The following is a 17,222-nucleotide window of genomic DNA, read 5'->3' as shown; positions in this document are numbered from 1 at the left end:
TTAACCAAATAGTTGCCAAAAAGGGATACCAAATCGTCGACAACATAACAAGCGAAAGTCTGGTTTCGTCAGATGAGCGCACATTCCACGATATGCAAAGCTCTCAACACAAATCAGGATAAACAATGAGTTAAGTAGTTGTATACAAAAAATACCGGCAATTGACGACAATAAGAGTCGTCGATTACCGGTATCCACATATTGAATGTCCTTATGCAGATGACGCTTAAGGGAGACGCCAGTCGTTGCGGGTCATGGATCGGGCACCGTCACGTTCGACCACCACCGTCTCGCTCATGCCGATGCCCCACTCCCCGGGCCGACGCAAGCAGATGGGCAAATGGAAGACCATGCCGGGCTCGAACAGGGTCTCCACGCCACGCGCGATGAAGCCCGTTCCCTCCACCCACGAAGGCGGAAACTGGACACCGACCGTGTAGCCAAACACGCCGGAGAAGAACACCTCGTCGGTGAGGGGGGTGAGAATCGTCTCGGCATCGCGAGCGGCGTCATCGAAACTGCGTCCCGGGCGCATCGCCCCGCTCAGACTGTCCACGAGCGCCGAACAGGTCTCGTAGATGCGACGCATGGACGCAGTGACAGGACCGGCAACGACGGTACGCATTTGCGGCGCGGTGTAGCGGTGGCGAACGGCGCCGAACTCCATGAACACGGGCTCTCCGGTGGCGATGACATGCCCGTTGTGGTTGCTGTGAATGATGCTGGAACGCACGCCGGCCGCGACGATAGGCTGCATGCTCATGAACTCGCTGCCGCCGGCGAGCATGGCCTCGGCACCGGCCGCGGCGACCTGGGAGTCGCTCGTCCCGGGCGTCACCACCGCGGCAGCCGCCTCCAGCCCCCGCTCGGTCACACGCGCGCACTCCTCGAGCACCGCCAACTCCGCCGGCGACTTCACCCGCCGGATAGCGGCAAGCACGTCGCCGCAGTCCACCCACTCCGCCGCATGTAGCGCTTGCACGGCCTCCAGCAGGCCCGGTCGCAGCCCCGCGCCCCAGAGGTTCACGCCCACCCGCCGGGCATCCCGCAAGGCATCGGCGATCTGTTCCGGTGCATCCCTGGGACGCTCCCAGCGGTATCCGGTCACCTCGTCCACATGGGCCATGGTGACCGCCGGTCCGGTCTCTATGGACGGCACCTGGAGCACGGTCCGGTCATGAGTGACCACCAGGCAGATCGACACCGACACCTCGAAGGTGGTGTAGCCGGTGAGATAGCACACCTCCGCGGCATCGGTGACGAGCAGCGCGTCCAGCCCGTCCCGGGTCATGGCCTCCCGCGTGGCGGCCAGCCGGCGCTGGTACTCGGCGGCATCGAAACCGGCGGGCAGGTGTCCGACCCGCTCGGCGAGGACGTGGCGATAACGTGTGTAGTCCATCAGGCGAGCCTCCTCCAGGCACGAACATGAACGAGCGACCCTTTGGAGAGGCTTAAGCTGGAAGCGGAAAGTTTCAAGCGGCACGTATCAAGTGGCGTGTTTCCACTGCCAGGGAGAGCGTGGGATGAAACACAATGACGCAAGGGCGCCAAAGGTCACGAAGGGGTAACCCGTTCAGGGCCGGTGCAAGAGGAGGATGCGTGCCAGCGACCCGAAACGCACGACACGCCGGCTGATGATGGTAGATTCCGTTTCGCTGCATCCACCCTACGGCGCTACCGTGGTCCGCGCCCCGGCACTTTTGGCTTGAAACTCGAAGCCTGGGACTCACGACTTCAAGCGTAGGGTGGACGGAGCGCAGCGCAGTCCGGCTTCCCGGCTTCCCGGCTTCCCGGCTTCCCGGCTTCCCGGCTTCCCGGCTTCCCGCTTGAATCTTGAATCTTGAATCTTGAATCTTGAATCTTGAATCTTGAATCTTGAGTTTCGAGACTCGCAGCTTCAGTGGAAGTCACGACTACGGGTGACGAGGTCACCGAGCAGGTGGCTGTGGTCCTCCAGACGCCCGGCGATTACATGCGCCACCTCGCCGTTGCGCTCCAGATTGCCCACCACGCCGAGCAGGCGTGCGCCCACCACCGCCTGCCGGAATCGTTCGGCCACGCCCTTCCAGACCACGACGTTCACCACGCCGGTCTCGTCCTCCAGGGTGAGGAAAGTCACCCCGTTCGCCGAGCCGGGCCGTTGGCGGGTGATCACCAGGCCGGCGGTGCGCACCAGCCGCTTGTGACCCACTGCGCGCAAGGCCTCGGCGGTGCGGAATCGCCGCCGGTCGAGCCGGGTGCGCAGCAGGGCGAGCGGGTGGCGCCCCAGGCTGAGGCCGAGGCTGCGATAATCGTCCACCAAATCCTCGCCCTCGCCCGGCTCGGGCAGCCCGGCCACCGCCTCGTCGAAACCGGCGCCGTCGAGCACCGGCAGGGACTGCTCCACGCCGAGCACGGCCCACTGGGCCTCACGACGGTGCCCGGCGAGCGCGGTGAGCGCACCGGCACTGGCCAGGGCCTTTAGGTCCCGGCGTTCGAGTGCCGCACGCCGGGCGAGATCCTGGACATCGGCATACGCGCCATGCGCCCGGGCGGCGACGAGGCGCACTGCTGCCTCACGGGACAGCCCCTTCACCAGACGCAGCCCGAGCCGCAACACACAGTCATACTGTTCCCCGCGCTCCAGGGTGCAGTCCCGGTCGCTGGCGGTCACGTCCACCCCGGCGACCGCCACGCCGTGGCCGCGAGCATCCCGCAGCAGCTGTGCCGGCGCATAGAAGCCCATGGGCTGGCTGTTGAGCAGCGCCGCGGTGAAGGCCGCCGGATAGTAGTACTTGAGCCAGGCGGAGACATAAACCAACAACGCGAAGCTCGCCGCATGGCTTTCGGGGAAGCCGTATTCGCCGAACCCGCGGATCTGCTGGAACAACCGCTCGGCGAAAGCCTCGTCATAGCCACGCTCGCGCATGCCGCTGACCAGCCGCTCGCGGTAATGCTCCATCCCGCCGCGCCGCCGCCAGGCGGCCATGGAACGCCGCAGGCCGTCCGCCTCGTCGGGGGTGAAGCCGGCGGCCACCACCGCGAGCTGCATGACCTGCTCCTGGAAGATCGGCACGCCATAGGTGCGCTCGAGCACCTGGCGCACCTCGTCACCGGGATACTCCACCCGCTCCAGCCCCTCACGGCGGCGCAGATAGGGGTGCACCATGTCCCCCTGAATGGGGCCCGGGCGCACGATGGAGATCTCCACCACCAGATCGTAGAAGGTCTTCGGGCGCAGGCGCGGGAGCATCGCCATCTGCGCCCGGGACTCCACCTGGAACACCCCCACCGTATCCGCCCGCGCTAGCATCGCGTAGACCTTCCTGTCGCCCGCCGGCACATCCCGCAGGCTCAGGCGGCGCCCGTGATGGCGTTCGATGAGCTCGAAACAGCGGCGAATGGCGGTGAGCATCCCCAGCGACAGACAGTCCACCTTCAGAAGGCCCAGGGATTCGAGATCGTCCTTGTCCCACTGGATGATCGTCCGCCCGGCCATGGCGGCATTTTCCATGGGCACCAGCTCCGCCAGCGGCCCGCGGGAGATGACGAAACCACCCACGTGCTGGGAGAGATGACGTGGAAAGCCGAGCAGCTCGCGGGCGATGACGAGCACCCGCCGCAACAGCGGGTTATCCGGATCGAAGCCGGCCTCGCGCAAGCGCTCGTCGGCGATCTCGCCACCGTCCCACCACTGCATGCTCCCGGCGAGACGCTCCACCTGGTCACCGGCGAGCCCCAGGGCCTTGCCCACATCGCGCAGGGCGCTGCGCGGCCGGTAGGTGATCACCGTGGCGGCCAGGGCCGCGCGCTCACGGCCGTACTTGCGGTAGACGTACTGGATGACCTCTTCGCGCCGCTCGTGCTCGAAGTCCACGTCGATATCCGGCGGTTCACCGCGCTCGCGGGAGATGAAACGCTCGAAGAGCAGCTGCTGGCGTGTCGGGTCCACGGCGGTGACACCGAGGCAGTAGCAGACCACGGAGTTGGCCGCCGAGCCCCGCCCCTGGCAGAGGATGCCCCGGCTGCGGGCGAAAGCGACGATGTCGTAAACGGTGAGAAAGTAGGGCTCGTAGCCGAGCTCCGCGATGACCGCGAGCTCGTGCTCCACCTGGCGGCGCACCTCCACCGACGGCTCCCCGCCCCAGTGGCGGGCTATTCCCTGCTCCACCAGCTCGCGCAGATAGCTCGCCGGGGTATGGCCGGGGGCCACCAGCTCGTCGGGATACTCATAGCGCAGCTCCCCCAGGGAGAAGTGACACAACCCGGCGAGGCGCACCGTCTCCTGGAGCAGGCGTCGGGGATACAGCCGGGCGAGCTCCCACCGTGGGCGCAGGTGGCGTTCGCCGTTGCTGGATACCGCCGCACCGATTTCCGGCAGCGGCAAGCCCAGGCGGATCGCCGTGAGCGTGTCCTGCAGCGCGCGGCGTCCACGGCGGTGCATGAGCACACCGCCGCAGGCAAGTCGGGGTAATCCGGTTGTCCGCGCGAATGCCTCGCTGGCGGCGAAACGCGCCTCGTCACGACCGTCGCGATGACACCCCACTCCCAGCCACCCCCGATCCCCGAAATGGCGCTTGAACCAGGCGGCGTCCGCTTCGTTCATAGCCGGCGTGACCGGCAGGATGGCGAGACAGCCGGGCACGGCGTCGATCAGCTCATCCCGGGTCAACCGGTAGCTGCCCTTGGGCGCGAGGGAGCGGGCCAGGCTGATCAGGGCACAAAGCTGACCATAGGCCTGACGATCCGGCGCCAACAGCACCAGGGTAAGCCCGTCGACGAGTTGGAACTCACTGCCGATGATCAGCGCCAGCCCCGACTCGCGGGCCGCCATGTGAGCGCGCACCACACCGGCCACCGAGCACTCGTCGGTGACCGCCAGAGCGCTGTAGCCAAGCGCAGCGGCACACCTGACCAGCTCCTCCGGATGCGACGCTCCACGCAGGAAGCTGAAGTTGGTCAGGCAGTGCAGCTCGGCATAGGGCGGTGCGACGGTCGCGGTCATGGGATTCCTGTATGCTGTATATATACACAGTATTTCCCGGAATCACGCAACGACTCAAGATGTTTGCCCCACAGACGGAATACTGTATATATTTACAGTACACGGAGGCGCCATGAACGAACTCACTCCCCGGCAACGCGACATCCTCGAGCTGATCCGGCGATACGTCGCGGAGACCGGCTACCCGCCGACCCGCAGCGAGATCGCACGCCAGCTCGGTTTTCGCTCGCCCAACGCCGCCGAGCAGCACTTGCGGGCGCTCGAGCGCAAGGGCGCGATCGAGATTCGCCGGGGCGCCTCCCGGGGCATTCGTCTGCTCGATGAAGGCATCGTCGAAGAAGAGCAAGGCCTGCCCGTGGTGGGGCGGGTCGCCGCCGGCAGCCCCATCCTCGCCGAGGCGCACATCGAGCGGCGGTGTGCACTCACGGCGGAGCTTTTCTCCCCCCGGCCCGACTATCTGCTCGCGGTGCGGGGCACGAGCATGCAGAACGCGGGGATCCTGGACGGCGATCTCCTGGCGGTGCACCGCACCGTCGAGGCAAGGGACGGCCAGATCGTGGTGGCGAGACTGCACGATGAGGTCACGGTCAAGCGTTTCGAGCGCCGTGGCCCGTTGGTTCGTCTGCTACCCGAAAACGACGCCTTCCCACCCATCGAGGTGGATCTGCGGCGCGAATCCCTCGACATCGAAGGCATCGGGGTGGGCGTGATCCGCTCCGGTCTTTGATTCGGGGGCCCGCGCAGACACTCATCGACCCTGTCGAGGAGAGCGAGCCATGGACAACGCGCTCAACGAACTGCTCCGGCAACCCGGAATCTGGCGAGCGGGCGAACGCCAGCACGAGCCCACTTCGGCACACATCACCACCGGGTACGCGGGGCTGGACGCCGGCCTGCCCGGTGGTGGCTGGCCACGCGGCGCCCTCACCGAGATTCTCCACGACCACAGTGGCATCGGTGAGCTGCGACTCGTGCTCCCCGCGCTGGCCCGCCTGAGTCACGAGGGGCGATGGCTCGCCTTCATCGCGCCCCCCCACATCCCCTACGCACCGGCACTCGCCGCCGCCGGTATCGATCTAAGCAGGGTGCTGCTGGTGCACCCCCGCGGCGATCACAACGACACCCTGTGGGCCATGGAACAGGCCCTGCGGGCCGGCACCTGCGGCGCGGTGCTTGCGTGGCCCCGGCGGGTGAATGGCACCGGCCTCCGCCGCCTGCAGCTCGCCGCCGAGACCGGCGACACACCGGGATGGCTATTCCGGCGCGAGACCCTCCGCCGAACCGCCTCACCGGCAGCCTTGCGCATGCAGCTCTCCCGCGAGGACGCGCACCTGCGCGTGGACCTGATCAAAGCCCGCGGCGGCGGTCGCCGCCAGACCCTCCTCCTCGATCTCTCGGCAGCCGGCACGAAGGCTACGCCGTCCACCAGCCCGGTAACGCCCGTGTCTCAACGGCAAGCCCCCACTACCGAGACACCCCGACCGGAGCCGCTGCGTCAACGCCCCTGCCACCCCCTGCCACGCGCCCATGGCCGGTCGCGCGTCGCCCAGATGGATCTCCCCCTGACCGGCCCATCACACACCTGAGACGGCCGGGACCACACTCATCGCCGGAGGTGTACGGTGGCACTGTGGCTATGCCTGGACTTTCCCGCCCTGGCGCTGGAAGTCTTCCAGCATAACGGAGCGGACTCGCTGCCCCGTGTCGTCATCGAGGATGGCCGGGTGCACACTGCCAACCGCGCGGCGATACGCAGCGGCATTCAAAGCGGCATGCGACTCACCGCGGCGCGGGCGCTCGTACCCTCACTGCACTGCCGTGAGCGCGATTCCGCCGCCGAAGGCCGGGCCCTGCGCCAGCTCGCTGGCTGGGCACTGCAGTTCACCCACCAGGTCTGCCTGCAACCGCCGCACGGCCTGCTCCTGGAAATCGGCGGCAGCCTGCGCTACTTCGGTGGCCTGACCGCGCTGTACCGGGACATCCAGGTGCAAGTCGCCGGCCTTGGCTACACGAGCATCCCCGCGGTCGCGCCGACCCCCATGGCCGCATGGCTGCTCGCCCACGGCGGCCGGGCGACGACCGTCACTTCCCCCTGCGATATAGACGATGCCCTCGCCGGCCTGCCGGTGACGGTCCTCCCCATCCCTGCACACCAGCTCGAGGCGCTCAGTGACCTGGGCTGCCGTACCGTAGGCGACTGCCTGGCACTCCCCCGCGAAGGTCTGGCACGCCGCTTCGGGCATCACCTGATTCGCCATCTGGACCGGGCACGAGGCCGCTTGCCCGACCCGCGACGCTGCTGGCAGCCACCACCGCGCTATAACGCCGAAATCGCCCTGGCACTGGAAACCCGCGAGATCGATCCTCTGCTCGCGGCCATCGAGCGTCTGCTGCTGGAGCTCTGCGGCTACCTGCGAGGGCTCGAATCGGGCGTGCAACGGCTACAGCTGCGCTTCGACCACCACCCGCGAGGCGCCACCGCCCTCACTGTCGGACTGCTCTCCCCTTCCCGGAAACCCGACCATTTGCTCACCCTCGTTCGTAACCAGCTCGAGTGCACCTCGCTCGACGCCGCAGCACACAGCATTGCATTGACCGCCCGGGATATCCGGTCGCTCATCCCCGAGAACGGAACCCTTCTGCCCACACCTGCAGCATCCACCGGAACGGCCTGGCAACCCCTTGTCGAGCGCCTATCCGCCCGCTTGGGCGAACAGACCATCCATGGGCTGCACCCTCGCGCCGAGCACCGACCCGAGTACGCCTGGGACTATGCGGCACCGGGGGAAAGCAGCGCCACGCCGGCCGAAAGCGCACCGGAACGCCCTCTATGGCTCCTCAAGCCACCCCGGCGCCTGGCAACTGCCGGGGAACAGCCACTCTGGCACGGACCACTGACCATGGAGCGGGGACCGGAACGCATCGAGACGGGATGGTGGGACGGCGACGACGTCGCCCGTGATTACTATATCGCCTGTAACGATCACGGCGAACGGTTGTGGATCTACCGCGAGCGCCGCGCGCCGCAGGCATGGTTTCTACACGGGCTTTTCGCTTGAATGGACGGGAATGCCCGGTGCGCGGAAGCTGCACGTCCCCCTCCCCCGAGAAAACAAAAGGGCCGCAAGAGGCGGCCCTTTCATCATCCAATGTGCGGGAGAAACCGACAGTCAGGCGTCGGCGTCTTCCTCCACCGCCTTGATGCTCAGGCGAATACGGCCCTGGCGATCCACCTCGAGCACCTTCACGCGCACCGTCTGCCCCTCGGAGAGCTCATCGTTGACGCTCTCCACGCGACGGTTGGAGATCTGCGAAATGTGCACGAGACCATCGCGGCCGGGCAGAATATTCACGAAGGCACCAAAGTCCATCAGCTTGATCACCCGGCCCTCGTAGATACGCCCGACCTCGACGTCGGCAGTAAGCAGCTCGATGCGCCGACGCGCCTCGTTGGCCGCCGCCGCCTCGGTCGAGGCGATGGTGACGGTGCCATCGTCAGCAATGTCGATGGTCGTGCCGGTCTCTTCGGTGAGCTGGCGGATAGTAGCGCCGCCCTTGCCGATGACATCACGGATCTTCTCGGGGTCGATGCGAAGGGTGAGCAGCCGCGGCGCATAGTCGGACATTTCCTGGCGCGGCGTGTCGATGACCTCGTTCATCTTGCCGAGGATATGCAGCCGGCCCTCACGCGCCTGCTCCAGCGCGCGCTCCATGATCTCACGGGTAATACCGTTGATCTTGATGTCCATCTGCAGCGCGGTGACCCCTTCCTCGCTGCCGGCGACCTTGAAGTCCATGTCACCGAGGTGATCCTCGTCGCCGAGAATGTCGGTGAGCACGGCGAAGTCGTCGCCTTCCTTGATCAGGCCCATGGCGATGCCGGCCACCGGCGCCTTGATCGGCACGCCCGCGTCCATGAGCGACAGGCTGGTGCCGCAGACCGAGGCCATCGAGCTGGAGCCGTTGGACTCGGTGATCTCCGAGACCACGCGCACCACGTACGGGCACTCCTCGGCGCTCGGCATCACCGCCTGGATACCGCGCTTGGCGAGCTTGCCGTGACCGATCTCGCGGCGCTTCGGCCCGCCCATGAAGCCGGCCTCACCCACACAGTACGGGGGGAAGTTGTAGTGGAGCATGAACGGCTCCTTGCGCTCCCCCTCGATGGCGTCGATCACCTGCGCGTCACGGCCGGTGCCGAGCGTGGTGATCACCATCGCCTGGGTCTCACCCCGGGTGAACAGCGCCGAGCCGTGGGTACGCGGCAGCGTGCCCACCTCGATGGTCAACGGCCGCACCGTGCGGTTGTCGCGGCCGTCGATGCGCGACTCGCCACGGATGATCCGGCCACGGACGATGTCCTTCTCCAGCGCCTTGAACGCACCGCCGACCTCGCTCTCGCTCCAGCCCTCGGCACCTTCCTCGGTGGCCACCAGCGCACCCATGACCGAGTCCTTGACCTCGCCGATCGCCTCCTGGCGCTCCTGCTTGTCGGCGATGTTGTAGGCTTCGGCAAGCCGCTGCCCGGCGATCTCCTGAAGCCGGGAGAACAGAGCCTCGTCCGACTCCGGCGTCTGCCAGTCCCAGCGCGGCTTGCCCGCCTCCTCGGCCAGCTCCCTGACCGAGCGGATCACTGTCCGCATCTGCTCATGGCCGAAGAGCACGGCATCGAGCATGGTCTGCTCGGGCAACTGGTTCGCTTCGGATTCCACCATCAGCACCGCCTCTTCGGTGCCGGCAACCACCAGCTCCAGGTCCGACTCGCTGAGTTCACTGAAGGTGGGATTGAGCAGAAATTCACCGTTGCGGTAACCCACACGGGCCGCCCCGATGGGGCCCTCGAACGGGATCCCGGAGAGCGCCAGAGCCGCAGAGGTGCCGATCATCGCAGGGACGTCGGCGTCCACTTCGGGGTTCATCGAAATAACCGTGGCGATCACCTGGACTTCGTTCTTGAAGCCCTCGGGGAACAGGGGGCGAATCGGCCGGTCGATCAGACGGGAAACCAGCGTCTCCTTCTCGGAGGGTCGCCCCTCACGCTTGAAGAAGCCGCCCGGAATCTTGCCCGCCGCGTACGTGCGCTCCTGGTAGTTCACGGTCAGCGGCAGGAAGTCACGGGTCGCGTCCTGGTCCTTTTTGCCCACCACGGTGACCAGTACCACCGTATCGGACATGTTGACCAGCACGGCCCCGTTCGCCTGGCGCGCAATGCGGCCGGTCTCGAGCGTGACCGTGTGCGCACCGTATTGAAACGTTTTCTGGACCGGTGTGGGAATCACAGACCTATTCACCCTCAGCGTGTGGATGTTCGGACTACTTGCGCAGGCCGAGGCGTTCGATGACCGTCTGGTACCGCTCGCGGCTCTTGCGCTTGAGGTAGTCCAGCAGCTTGCGACGCTGGTTGACCAGCTTGAGCAGACCACGGCGGGAATGGTGATCCTGCTTGTGGGTCGCGAAATGCTGCGTCAGGTGCTCGATGCGCGCGGTCAGCAGCGCAATCTGGACCTCGGGCGAGCCGGTATCACCATCGGTGCGCGCGAAATCCTTGACGATCTCTTGCTTTCTCTCTGCGGTCAGAGACATCGATTACTCCTGGTCATTTCGATGAAGCCTAAAGGGCAATATTGTATCCGTGCCCCCGTGGCCGAACAACCTAAGCCGCCACGGTGACGGGAATTTTCGGGCCGGGCCCGTCGCTAGCGAACGAGCAGCCGCTTGGGCGCAATACGACCGTCGCTCAACACGTTACCCATGCCGAGAAAACGTTCGCCCTCGCCGAACAGCCGTACCCAGCCGGCCGTGGGCGCCTTCGGCACCCACACCGGCTGGCCCTGGCGCAGATAGAACGCGACGTCCGCGGACAGGTGCACATCCGGCCAGCTGGCAAGGGCGCTCTCCACCGGCGCCAGGTACGCCTCGAGCGCCTCTGCGCCCGCGCTCTCCGCCGCTTCCTCCAGCGCCTGCAGCGAGACCATGGCGTTCGGGTCCCGGTATGGTCCGAGCGCGGTGCGTCGCAGCGCGCTTACGTGCGCGCCGGGGCCGAGTGCGCGGCCGATGTCCTCAATCAACGTGCGGACATAGGTACCCTTGCTGCACGCCACCTCGAAAGTTGCCTCGACGCCGGCGACGGCCTCGAGCCACAGCTCGTGAATCGTCACCCGCCGCGGCTTGCGCTCCACCTCCTGCCCTTCACGGGCGAGATCGTAGAGGCGGCGTCCCTGATGCTTGAGCGCCGAATACATCGGCGGCACCTGCTCGATCTCGCCGGTAAAACGCGGCAGCACGTCGGCGAGCGCACCCTCGTCCAACCCGTCCACAGGTCTGCGCTCGGTCACCTCGCCTTCGGCGTCGCCGGTGTCGGTCTCCTCACCAAAGCGGGCGGTGACCCTGTAACGCTTGGCGGCATCGAGCAGGAATCCACTGACTTTCGTGGCCTCGCCGAAACACAACGGCAGCATCCCCGTCGCCAGCGGGTCGAGACTGCCGGTATGCCCGGCCTTGCGTGCATCCAGCAGCCGACGGGCGCGCTGCAGGGCCGCGTTGGAGCTCATGCCGGCGGGCTTGTCGAGCAGCAGAATGCCGTGGACGTTGCGTCCCTTCCTTCTTCCCATAAGCGACCGCCTCAGTCGTCCTCATCATGACGCCGGCGGTCTTCGTCGACGGCCTCGTCGATGAGCTGCGATACGCGGGCGCCGCGGTCAAAGGACTCGTCGTAGCGGAACTGAAGCGCAGGAACCTGCCGCAGCCGGATACGCCGCGCGAGCTGGCTGCGCAGAAACCCTGCCGCGTGGTTGAGCGCCTCGACGGCATCCGAGGAGCCGTCCGCGCTCGCCCCGAGAACCGTCACCAGAACCTCCGCGTGGGCGAAGTCCCGGGTCACGCGCACCTCGGAGACGGTCACCGAGCCGACCCGCGGGTCACGAACCTCGTCGCGTATGAGCTCGGCGAGCTCGCGCTGTATCTGGTCGCCAACCCGTCGGGCCCGGGCGAAATCACGCGCCATGGCTGCCGTCTCCCCGTCGACCGCGCTCAGAGCTCACGCTTGACCTCCACGCGCTCGTAGCACTCGATGTGGTCGCCGACCTTGACGTCATTGTAGTTCTTGACGCCGATACCGCATTCAGTACCCGCCTTGACCTCGTTGACGTCATCCTTGTGCCGGCGCAGCGACTCCAGCGCGCCTTCGAAGATCACCACGTTGTCCCGCAGCACGCGAATGGGGTTACTACGCCGCACGACACCGTCGATCACCAGGCAACCCGCGATCTGACCGAGCTTGGAAGAGCGGAACACCTCCTTGACTTCCGCCTCGCCGATGATCTCCTCGCGCACCTCCGGCTCCAGCATGCCGCTGATGGCGTTGCGAAGCTGATCGATGGCGTCGTAGATCACGCTGTAGTAGTGCAGCTCGACGTCGTTCTCCTGCGCGGCCTTGCGGGCCTTGCCGTCCGCACGCACGTTGAACCCGATGAGCAGCGCCTCCGAGGCGAGTGCGAGATTGACATCGCCCTCGTTGATCGCACCCACGCCACTGGCGACGATATTGATCTTCACCTCGTCGTTGGCGATGTTCTGCAGCGACTGCGACAACGCCTCCACGGAGCCCTGCACGTCACCCTTGATGACCAGATTGACGGTGATCGTCTCGCCGCCGCCCATCTGCGAGAACAGCTCATCCATCTTCGCGGCTTTCTGCGCCTGCAGGCGCTTGTCGCGGCTCTTCTCACGGCGGGTTTCGGCGACTTCGCGCGCCTTCTTCTCGTCCTCGATCACGAGCACGTCATCGCCCGCCTCCGGCAGACCGGAGAGACCAAGCACCACTACCGGGGTGGAAGGCCCGGCTTCCTCCACGGCCTCGCCGGCCTCGTTGAGCATCGCGCGCACGCGGCCGAACTCGGCACCGGAGAGAATGACATCCCCGCGATGAAGCACACCGTTCTGCACCAGTACGGTCGCCACCGGACCGCGCCCCTTGTCGAGGCTCGACTCGATGACGATGCCCGTCGCCGCGCAGTCGGAAACCGCCTTCAGCTCGAGCAGTTCCGACTGCAGCAACACGGCCTCGAGGAGTGCATCGACGCCGTCGCCGGTCTTCGCCGAGACATTGACGAACTGGACGTCGCCTCCCCATTCCTCGGGGATGACCTCGTGCTGCGCGAGCTCCTGGCGCACCCGGTCAGGATCGGCCCCCGCCTTGTCGATCTTGTTCACGGCCACGACGATCGGCACACCCGCCGCCTTGGCGTGCTTGACCGCCTCCTCGGTCTGGGGCATGACGCCGTCGTCGGCCGACACCACCAGAATCACCACGTCGGTGACCTGCGCGCCGCGGGCACGCATGGCGGTGAACGCCTCGTGGCCGGGGGTATCCAGGAAGGTCAGCATGCCCTGGCCGGTCTCGACGTGATACGCGCCGATATGCTGGGTGATGCCGCCGGCTTCGCCCGCCGCCACCTTGGTACGCCGGATGTAGTCCAGCAACGAGGTCTTGCCGTGGTCGACGTGGCCCATGATGGTGACCACCGGCGCCCGCGCAACCTGCTCTCCCTCGGGCTCGCCAGCCTGCGCCATGATCTCTTCCTCGACCGCGTTCTCCTTGACGATCTTGGGCTTGTGACCCATCTCCTCGACAAGGAGCAGCGCCGTTTCCTGATCGACGGCCTGATTGATCGTGGCCATGACGCCCTGCTTCATCATCTCCTTGATGAGGTCGGCGGCCTTCACGCTCATGCGCTGGGCGAGATCGCCCACGGTGATACTCTCCGGAATGTTCACTTCCCGAACCACCGGCTGAGTGGGGCGCTCGAAGCCCTGATGGAGCTGCTCCGCGGCGGCACCGCCGACGCGACGACCACCACGACGGTTTCGGCCGCCGGCGCCACGACCATCGGCCCCCTTCTTGCGCGCTTTGCCCTTACCCTTGGAGGCCTTGCGCGCCGCGCGCTCCTCGGCCTCGCGCTCACGCCGCGCCTCCGCCTCCTGGCGCTTGCGTTCTTTCTCTTCCTCGATTTCCTTGTTGCGCTGTGCCTCGGACTCCGCTTCGTCCTCGGCAGCTTTCTCGCCGTCGCCTTCGCCCGCTTGCGCTGAAACCTCGGTTTCCGTGGACTCGGCAGCCGCTGCCTGCCCGGACGGCTCCTCCGCGGCGCGCTCCACTTCCGCAACCGGCGTCTCGGTAGCCTGTGGCTCGGCCGGCGCCTCCTCGCTGGCGGTTACCTGCTGCACGGGCTCCTCGCTGGACTGCACCTCGGACTGGATGGTCTCAGCGCCCGACACCGGGGATTCCACCTCGGCGGACGACTCGGTCGCCTCGGTCATCTCCGCCTGCGCCTGTTGTTCCTCGGCAGCCCGGGCCTGCGCCGCGAGATCGCGCTGCAGCGCGTCCTCCAGCACCTTCGCGTCGCGCTCGTGGACCTCCGCCTCGACGACACTGCGTTTGACGTAGGTGCGCTTCTTGCGCACTTCGACATTGACCGTCCGACCGCCGGTACTGCCGCGGCTGCCCCGACCGCCGGCGCCACCCGGCAAGCGGATCTGGCTGTGGCTCTTACGCTTGAGCGTGATCTGTTTGGGCCCCGGCCCCTCTTCGTTGCCACCGCGATCCGAGTGACGGCGCAGGTGACCGAGCAATGCCGACTTATCGTCATGGGACAAGGTCGACTCGGCGCCGCGCCCCTCCAGACCCGCCTCATTAAGCTGCGCCAACAAGCGGTCGACCGGAATGCCAACAGCCTCTGCGAATTCCCGTACCGTCGTGTTCGCCATAATCTCTACCTCCGGTCCACCTGTTGCCGAGCGACGCTGCCTATGACAGGAACTGGCGGCGGCAGCACCGCCGCCGGCGAGCGCATTACGATTCGCCGTCCTCCTGCTCGGCGAACCAAGGCTCGCGCGCCTTCATGATCAGCGCGGCGGCACGCTCCTGGTCCATGCCCTCGATTTCGAGCAGGTCGTCCACCGACTGCTCGGCCAGGTCTTCCATCGTGGTGATACCCTGGCGCGCCAGCGTCTGAGCCAGCGCGTCGTCCATACCGTCCATCGCGAGGAGATCTTCCGCGGGCTCTGCCCCCTCGCCCACCTGCTCGCTGCCCGCGCTCTCACGCTCGGCGAGCACCTCGCGGGCACGTGACCGCAGCGCCTCGACGATATCGTCATCGAACTCCTCGACCTCGAGCAGCTCCGCGGTGGGCACGTACGCTACCTCCTCCAGGCTGGAGAAACCCTCGCCTACCAGCACGGCGGCGACGTCCTCGTCAACGTTCAGTGTTTCAACGAACATCCCGACGAGCTCCGCGGTCTCGCGCTCCGTTTTCTCCTGGGCCTCGTCGGCGGTCATGACGTTGAGCTCCCAGCCAGTGAGCTGACTCGCCAGCCGCACGTTCTGCCCGCCGCGTCCGATCGCCTGGGACAGCTGGTCCTCGGCAACGGCGATATCCATGCTGTGGCTGTCCTCGTCGACGACGATCGACTCCACTTCCGCCGGCGCCATTGCATTGATCACGAACTGTGCCGGATTCTCGTTCCAGAGAATGATGTCGATACGCTCGCCGGCAAGCTCGTTGGAAACCGCCTGCACGCGCGAACCACGCATGCCGACGCAAGCCCCCACCGGATCGATGCGCGGATCGAGCGCATTGACGGCGATCTTCGCTCGCATGCCCGGATCACGGGCGGCACCACGGAGCTCCAGCAGCCCCTGGCCGATCTCGGGCACCTCCAGCTTGAACAGCTCCACCAGAAACTCCGGCGCGCTGCGGCTGACGAAAAGCTGCGGCCCACGGTTCTCCGAGCGCACTTCCTTGAGATAACCCCGCAGGCGGTCGCCCGGGCGGACCGCCTCGCGCGGAATCATCTCCTCGCGCGGCACGAACGCCTCGGCGTTGGCGCCAAGATCGAGAAACACGTTGCCGCGCTCGACGCGCTTGACGATACCGGTAATCAGCTCGCCCTGGCGGTCACGATAGGCATCGACCACCTTGGCACGCTCGGCCTCGCGCACCTTCTGCACGATGACCTGCTTCGCCGTCTGCGCGGCGATGCGTCCGAATTCAACCGACTCCATCGGCTCTTCGACGTAGCCGCCGACCTCGACCTCGGGATCGCGGCCCCGCGCCTCGACAAGCGTGATCTCGCGCTCGGGCTCTTCGACGGCGTCCTCGTCCTCGACCACCAGCCAGCGCCGGTACGTGCTGTACTCGCCGCTGCCGCGATCGACGCTGACCCGGGCATCGATCTCGCCGCCGTGGCGCTTGCGAGTTGCGGAGGCAAGCGCCGCCTCGATCGCCTCGAAGATCACTTCCTTATCGACGCCTTTCTCGTTGGAAATGGCCTCGACCACCAGCAGGACTTCTTTGCTCATCACTGACTCCAGCTCACCGCCCGTCAGGCTCCAGCTCCAGGTTAGCCCGCTCGATGGCGTCCAGGGGCACGAGGACCTCCTCGTCACCCTCCTCGATTACCACGCTGTCCCCGCGTAACCCGCGCAGAGTACCGCGGAACTTGCGCCGCCCCTCGAGACGGCCGTGCACGCGCACACGCACCTGCTCGCCCGCGAAGCGGTCATAATCACTTGCCTTGAAGATGGGGCGTTCGAGGCCCGGCGACGACACTTCCAGGTTGTATTCTCCCGGAAGCGGATCCTCCACATCGAGCACGCCACTGACCTGGTGGCTCACGCGCGCGCAGTCATCCACGCCAATGCCGTCCGGCGCATCGATGTAGATGCGGAGCAACCCGCGTTTACTGCTGGGGTGATACTCCAGCCCCACGAGCTCGTAGCCCATGGCCGTGATCACCGGCTCCAACATCTCGATCAGTCTTTGGGTCGCCGCCATCTCGCTTTACGTCCCCACAAACAAAAAATGGGCCCTACCGGCCCATTCTTCGAAAACCGCCCTGCGGCGGCGCCCGGCGGGCGCCACCTACAAAAAAAGGCCGCAAGCGGCCTTTTCGAAGATGCCTGGTAGCGGGGGCAGGATTTGAACCTGCGACCTTCGGGTTATGAGCCCGACGAGCTGCCAGACTGCTCCACCCCGCATCTGACGGCCGCTATGTTAAGCGGTTGGGCCGATTTTTGCAAGCCTCTTTTTGGGGAAGCTTGCCGCCGCCGGCCCTCCGTGCGACGGCGCGTACTATAGCGCATCTGCCCGCGGATGCAAACCCCGAGCCTTGTCCAACGACACATGAGCCTGAGCGGGGGGCGTGATTCCACAGTGAGATGAGCCTGAGCTGAAGGCGGTCT

General features: G+C 66.4%; 12 protein-coding genes and 1 tRNA gene. 3 read left to right on the top strand and 10 right to left on the bottom strand.

Translation table 11 applies throughout. The features are described from left to right. Positions 1–226: 226 nt before the first annotated feature. Together ACPEES_RS13215 and ACPEES_RS13210 are read right to left on the bottom strand one after the other, a co-directional pair. Positions 227–1,399 (bottom strand): M24 family metallopeptidase, encoded by a 1,173-nt coding sequence (locus tag ACPEES_RS13215; RefSeq protein WP_435103969.1) that lies wholly within the window; start codon positions 1,397–1,399, stop codon positions 227–229. Between the two features lie 498 nt (positions 1,400–1,897). Further along, a complete protein-coding gene (locus ACPEES_RS13210) occupies positions 1,898–4,984 on the bottom strand; it encodes an error-prone DNA polymerase (RefSeq protein ID WP_435103968.1) in 3,087 nt (1,028 codons plus the stop codon). Positions 4,985–5,096: 112 nt separating this feature from the next. Here ACPEES_RS13210 and lexA point away from each other — a divergent pair, with 112 nt between their 5' ends. The 3 genes from lexA to ACPEES_RS13195 are packed head-to-tail and all read left to right on the top strand — an operon-like array spanning position 5,097 to position 8,043. Further along, positions 5,097–5,711, top strand: coding sequence for a transcriptional repressor LexA (lexA, locus tag ACPEES_RS13205; RefSeq protein WP_435103966.1), 615 nt, complete (start codon positions 5,097–5,099; stop codon positions 5,709–5,711). Positions 5,712–5,760: 49 nt separating this feature from the next. After that, on the top strand, positions 5,761–6,570 hold the full coding sequence (gene imuA, locus ACPEES_RS13200) for a translesion DNA synthesis-associated protein ImuA (RefSeq protein ID WP_435103965.1): 810 nt from the start codon (positions 5,761–5,763) through the stop codon (positions 6,568–6,570). 36 nt (positions 6,571–6,606) lie between these two features. Then, positions 6,607–8,043: a Y-family DNA polymerase gene (locus tag ACPEES_RS13195; RefSeq protein ID WP_435103964.1), complete on the top strand. Its 1,437-nt coding sequence runs from the start codon at positions 6,607–6,609 to the stop codon at positions 8,041–8,043. A 111-nt stretch (positions 8,044–8,154) separates the two neighbouring features. Here ACPEES_RS13195 and pnp read toward each other — a convergent pair whose 3' ends face one another. From pnp to ACPEES_RS13155, 8 genes are all read right to left on the bottom strand, one after another. Then, positions 8,155–10,263, bottom strand: a complete 2,109-nt coding sequence (gene pnp / locus ACPEES_RS13190; protein ID WP_435103963.1) for a polyribonucleotide nucleotidyltransferase — start codon at positions 10,261–10,263, stop codon at positions 8,155–8,157. 34 nt (positions 10,264–10,297) lie between these two features. Continuing rightward, a complete protein-coding gene (gene rpsO / locus ACPEES_RS13185; RefSeq protein ID WP_435103962.1) occupies positions 10,298–10,567 on the bottom strand; it encodes a 30S ribosomal protein S15 in 270 nt (89 codons plus the stop codon). Positions 10,568–10,680: 113 nt separating this feature from the next. After that, positions 10,681–11,595 (bottom strand): tRNA pseudouridine(55) synthase TruB, encoded by a 915-nt coding sequence (gene truB, locus ACPEES_RS13180; protein ID WP_435103961.1) that lies wholly within the window; start codon positions 11,593–11,595, stop codon positions 10,681–10,683. A gap of 11 nt (positions 11,596–11,606) precedes the next feature. After that, positions 11,607–11,987, bottom strand: a complete 381-nt coding sequence (gene rbfA / locus ACPEES_RS13175; RefSeq protein WP_435103960.1) for a 30S ribosome-binding factor RbfA — start codon at positions 11,985–11,987, stop codon at positions 11,607–11,609. Between the two features lie 26 nt (positions 11,988–12,013). Beyond that, positions 12,014–14,746, bottom strand: coding sequence for a translation initiation factor IF-2 (gene infB / locus ACPEES_RS13170; protein WP_435103959.1), 2,733 nt, complete (start codon positions 14,744–14,746; stop codon positions 12,014–12,016). 85 nt (positions 14,747–14,831) lie between these two features. Further along, the gene (gene nusA / locus ACPEES_RS13165) at positions 14,832–16,340 is read right to left on the bottom strand and encodes a transcription termination factor NusA (RefSeq protein ID WP_435103958.1); all 1,509 of its coding nucleotides are present in this window, start codon (positions 16,338–16,340) and stop codon (positions 14,832–14,834) included. A gap of 13 nt (positions 16,341–16,353) precedes the next feature. Then, positions 16,354–16,815 carry a ribosome maturation factor RimP gene (rimP, locus tag ACPEES_RS13160; protein WP_435103957.1) on the bottom strand — a complete coding sequence of 154 codons (462 nt, stop codon included), beginning with the start codon at positions 16,813–16,815 and terminating at the stop codon, positions 16,354–16,356. 126 nt (positions 16,816–16,941) lie between these two features. Next, positions 16,942–17,018, bottom strand: a tRNA-Met gene (locus tag ACPEES_RS13155). Positions 17,019–17,222: the final 204 nt, after the last annotated feature.

This window comes from Arhodomonas sp. AD133, from assembly GCF_051195215.1.
Classification (GTDB): Bacteria; Pseudomonadota; Gammaproteobacteria; order Nitrococcales; family Nitrococcaceae; genus Arhodomonas.
This window is presented reverse-complemented; position numbering and strand designations above follow the sequence as displayed.

What these genes read in the sequence shown, in the direction of transcription:
- ACPEES_RS13215 (WP_435103969.1), bottom strand. Translation starts at nt 1,399, where the DNA reads ATGGACTACACACGTTATCGCCACGTCCTCGCCGAGCGGGTCGGACAC.
- ACPEES_RS13210 (WP_435103968.1), bottom strand. Translation starts at nt 4,984, where the DNA reads ATGACCGCGACCGTCGCACCGCCCTATGCCGAGCTGCACTGCCTGACC.
- lexA (WP_435103966.1), top strand. Translation starts at nt 5,097, where the DNA reads ATGAACGAACTCACTCCCCGGCAACGCGACATCCTCGAGCTGATCCGG.
- imuA (WP_435103965.1), top strand. Translation starts at nt 5,761, where the DNA reads ATGGACAACGCGCTCAACGAACTGCTCCGGCAACCCGGAATCTGGCGA.
- rpsO (WP_435103962.1), bottom strand. Translation starts at nt 10,567, where the DNA reads ATGTCTCTGACCGCAGAGAGAAAGCAAGAGATCGTCAAGGATTTCGCG.
- truB (WP_435103961.1), bottom strand. Translation starts at nt 11,595, where the DNA reads ATGGGAAGAAGGAAGGGACGCAACGTCCACGGCATTCTGCTGCTCGAC.
- rbfA (WP_435103960.1), bottom strand. Translation starts at nt 11,987, where the DNA reads ATGGCGCGTGATTTCGCCCGGGCCCGACGGGTTGGCGACCAGATACAG.
- infB (WP_435103959.1), bottom strand. Translation starts at nt 14,746, where the DNA reads ATGGCGAACACGACGGTACGGGAATTCGCAGAGGCTGTTGGCATTCCG.
- nusA (WP_435103958.1), bottom strand. Translation starts at nt 16,340, where the DNA reads ATGAGCAAAGAAGTCCTGCTGGTGGTCGAGGCCATTTCCAACGAGAAA.
- rimP (WP_435103957.1), bottom strand. Translation starts at nt 16,815, where the DNA reads ATGGCGGCGACCCAAAGACTGATCGAGATGTTGGAGCCGGTGATCACG.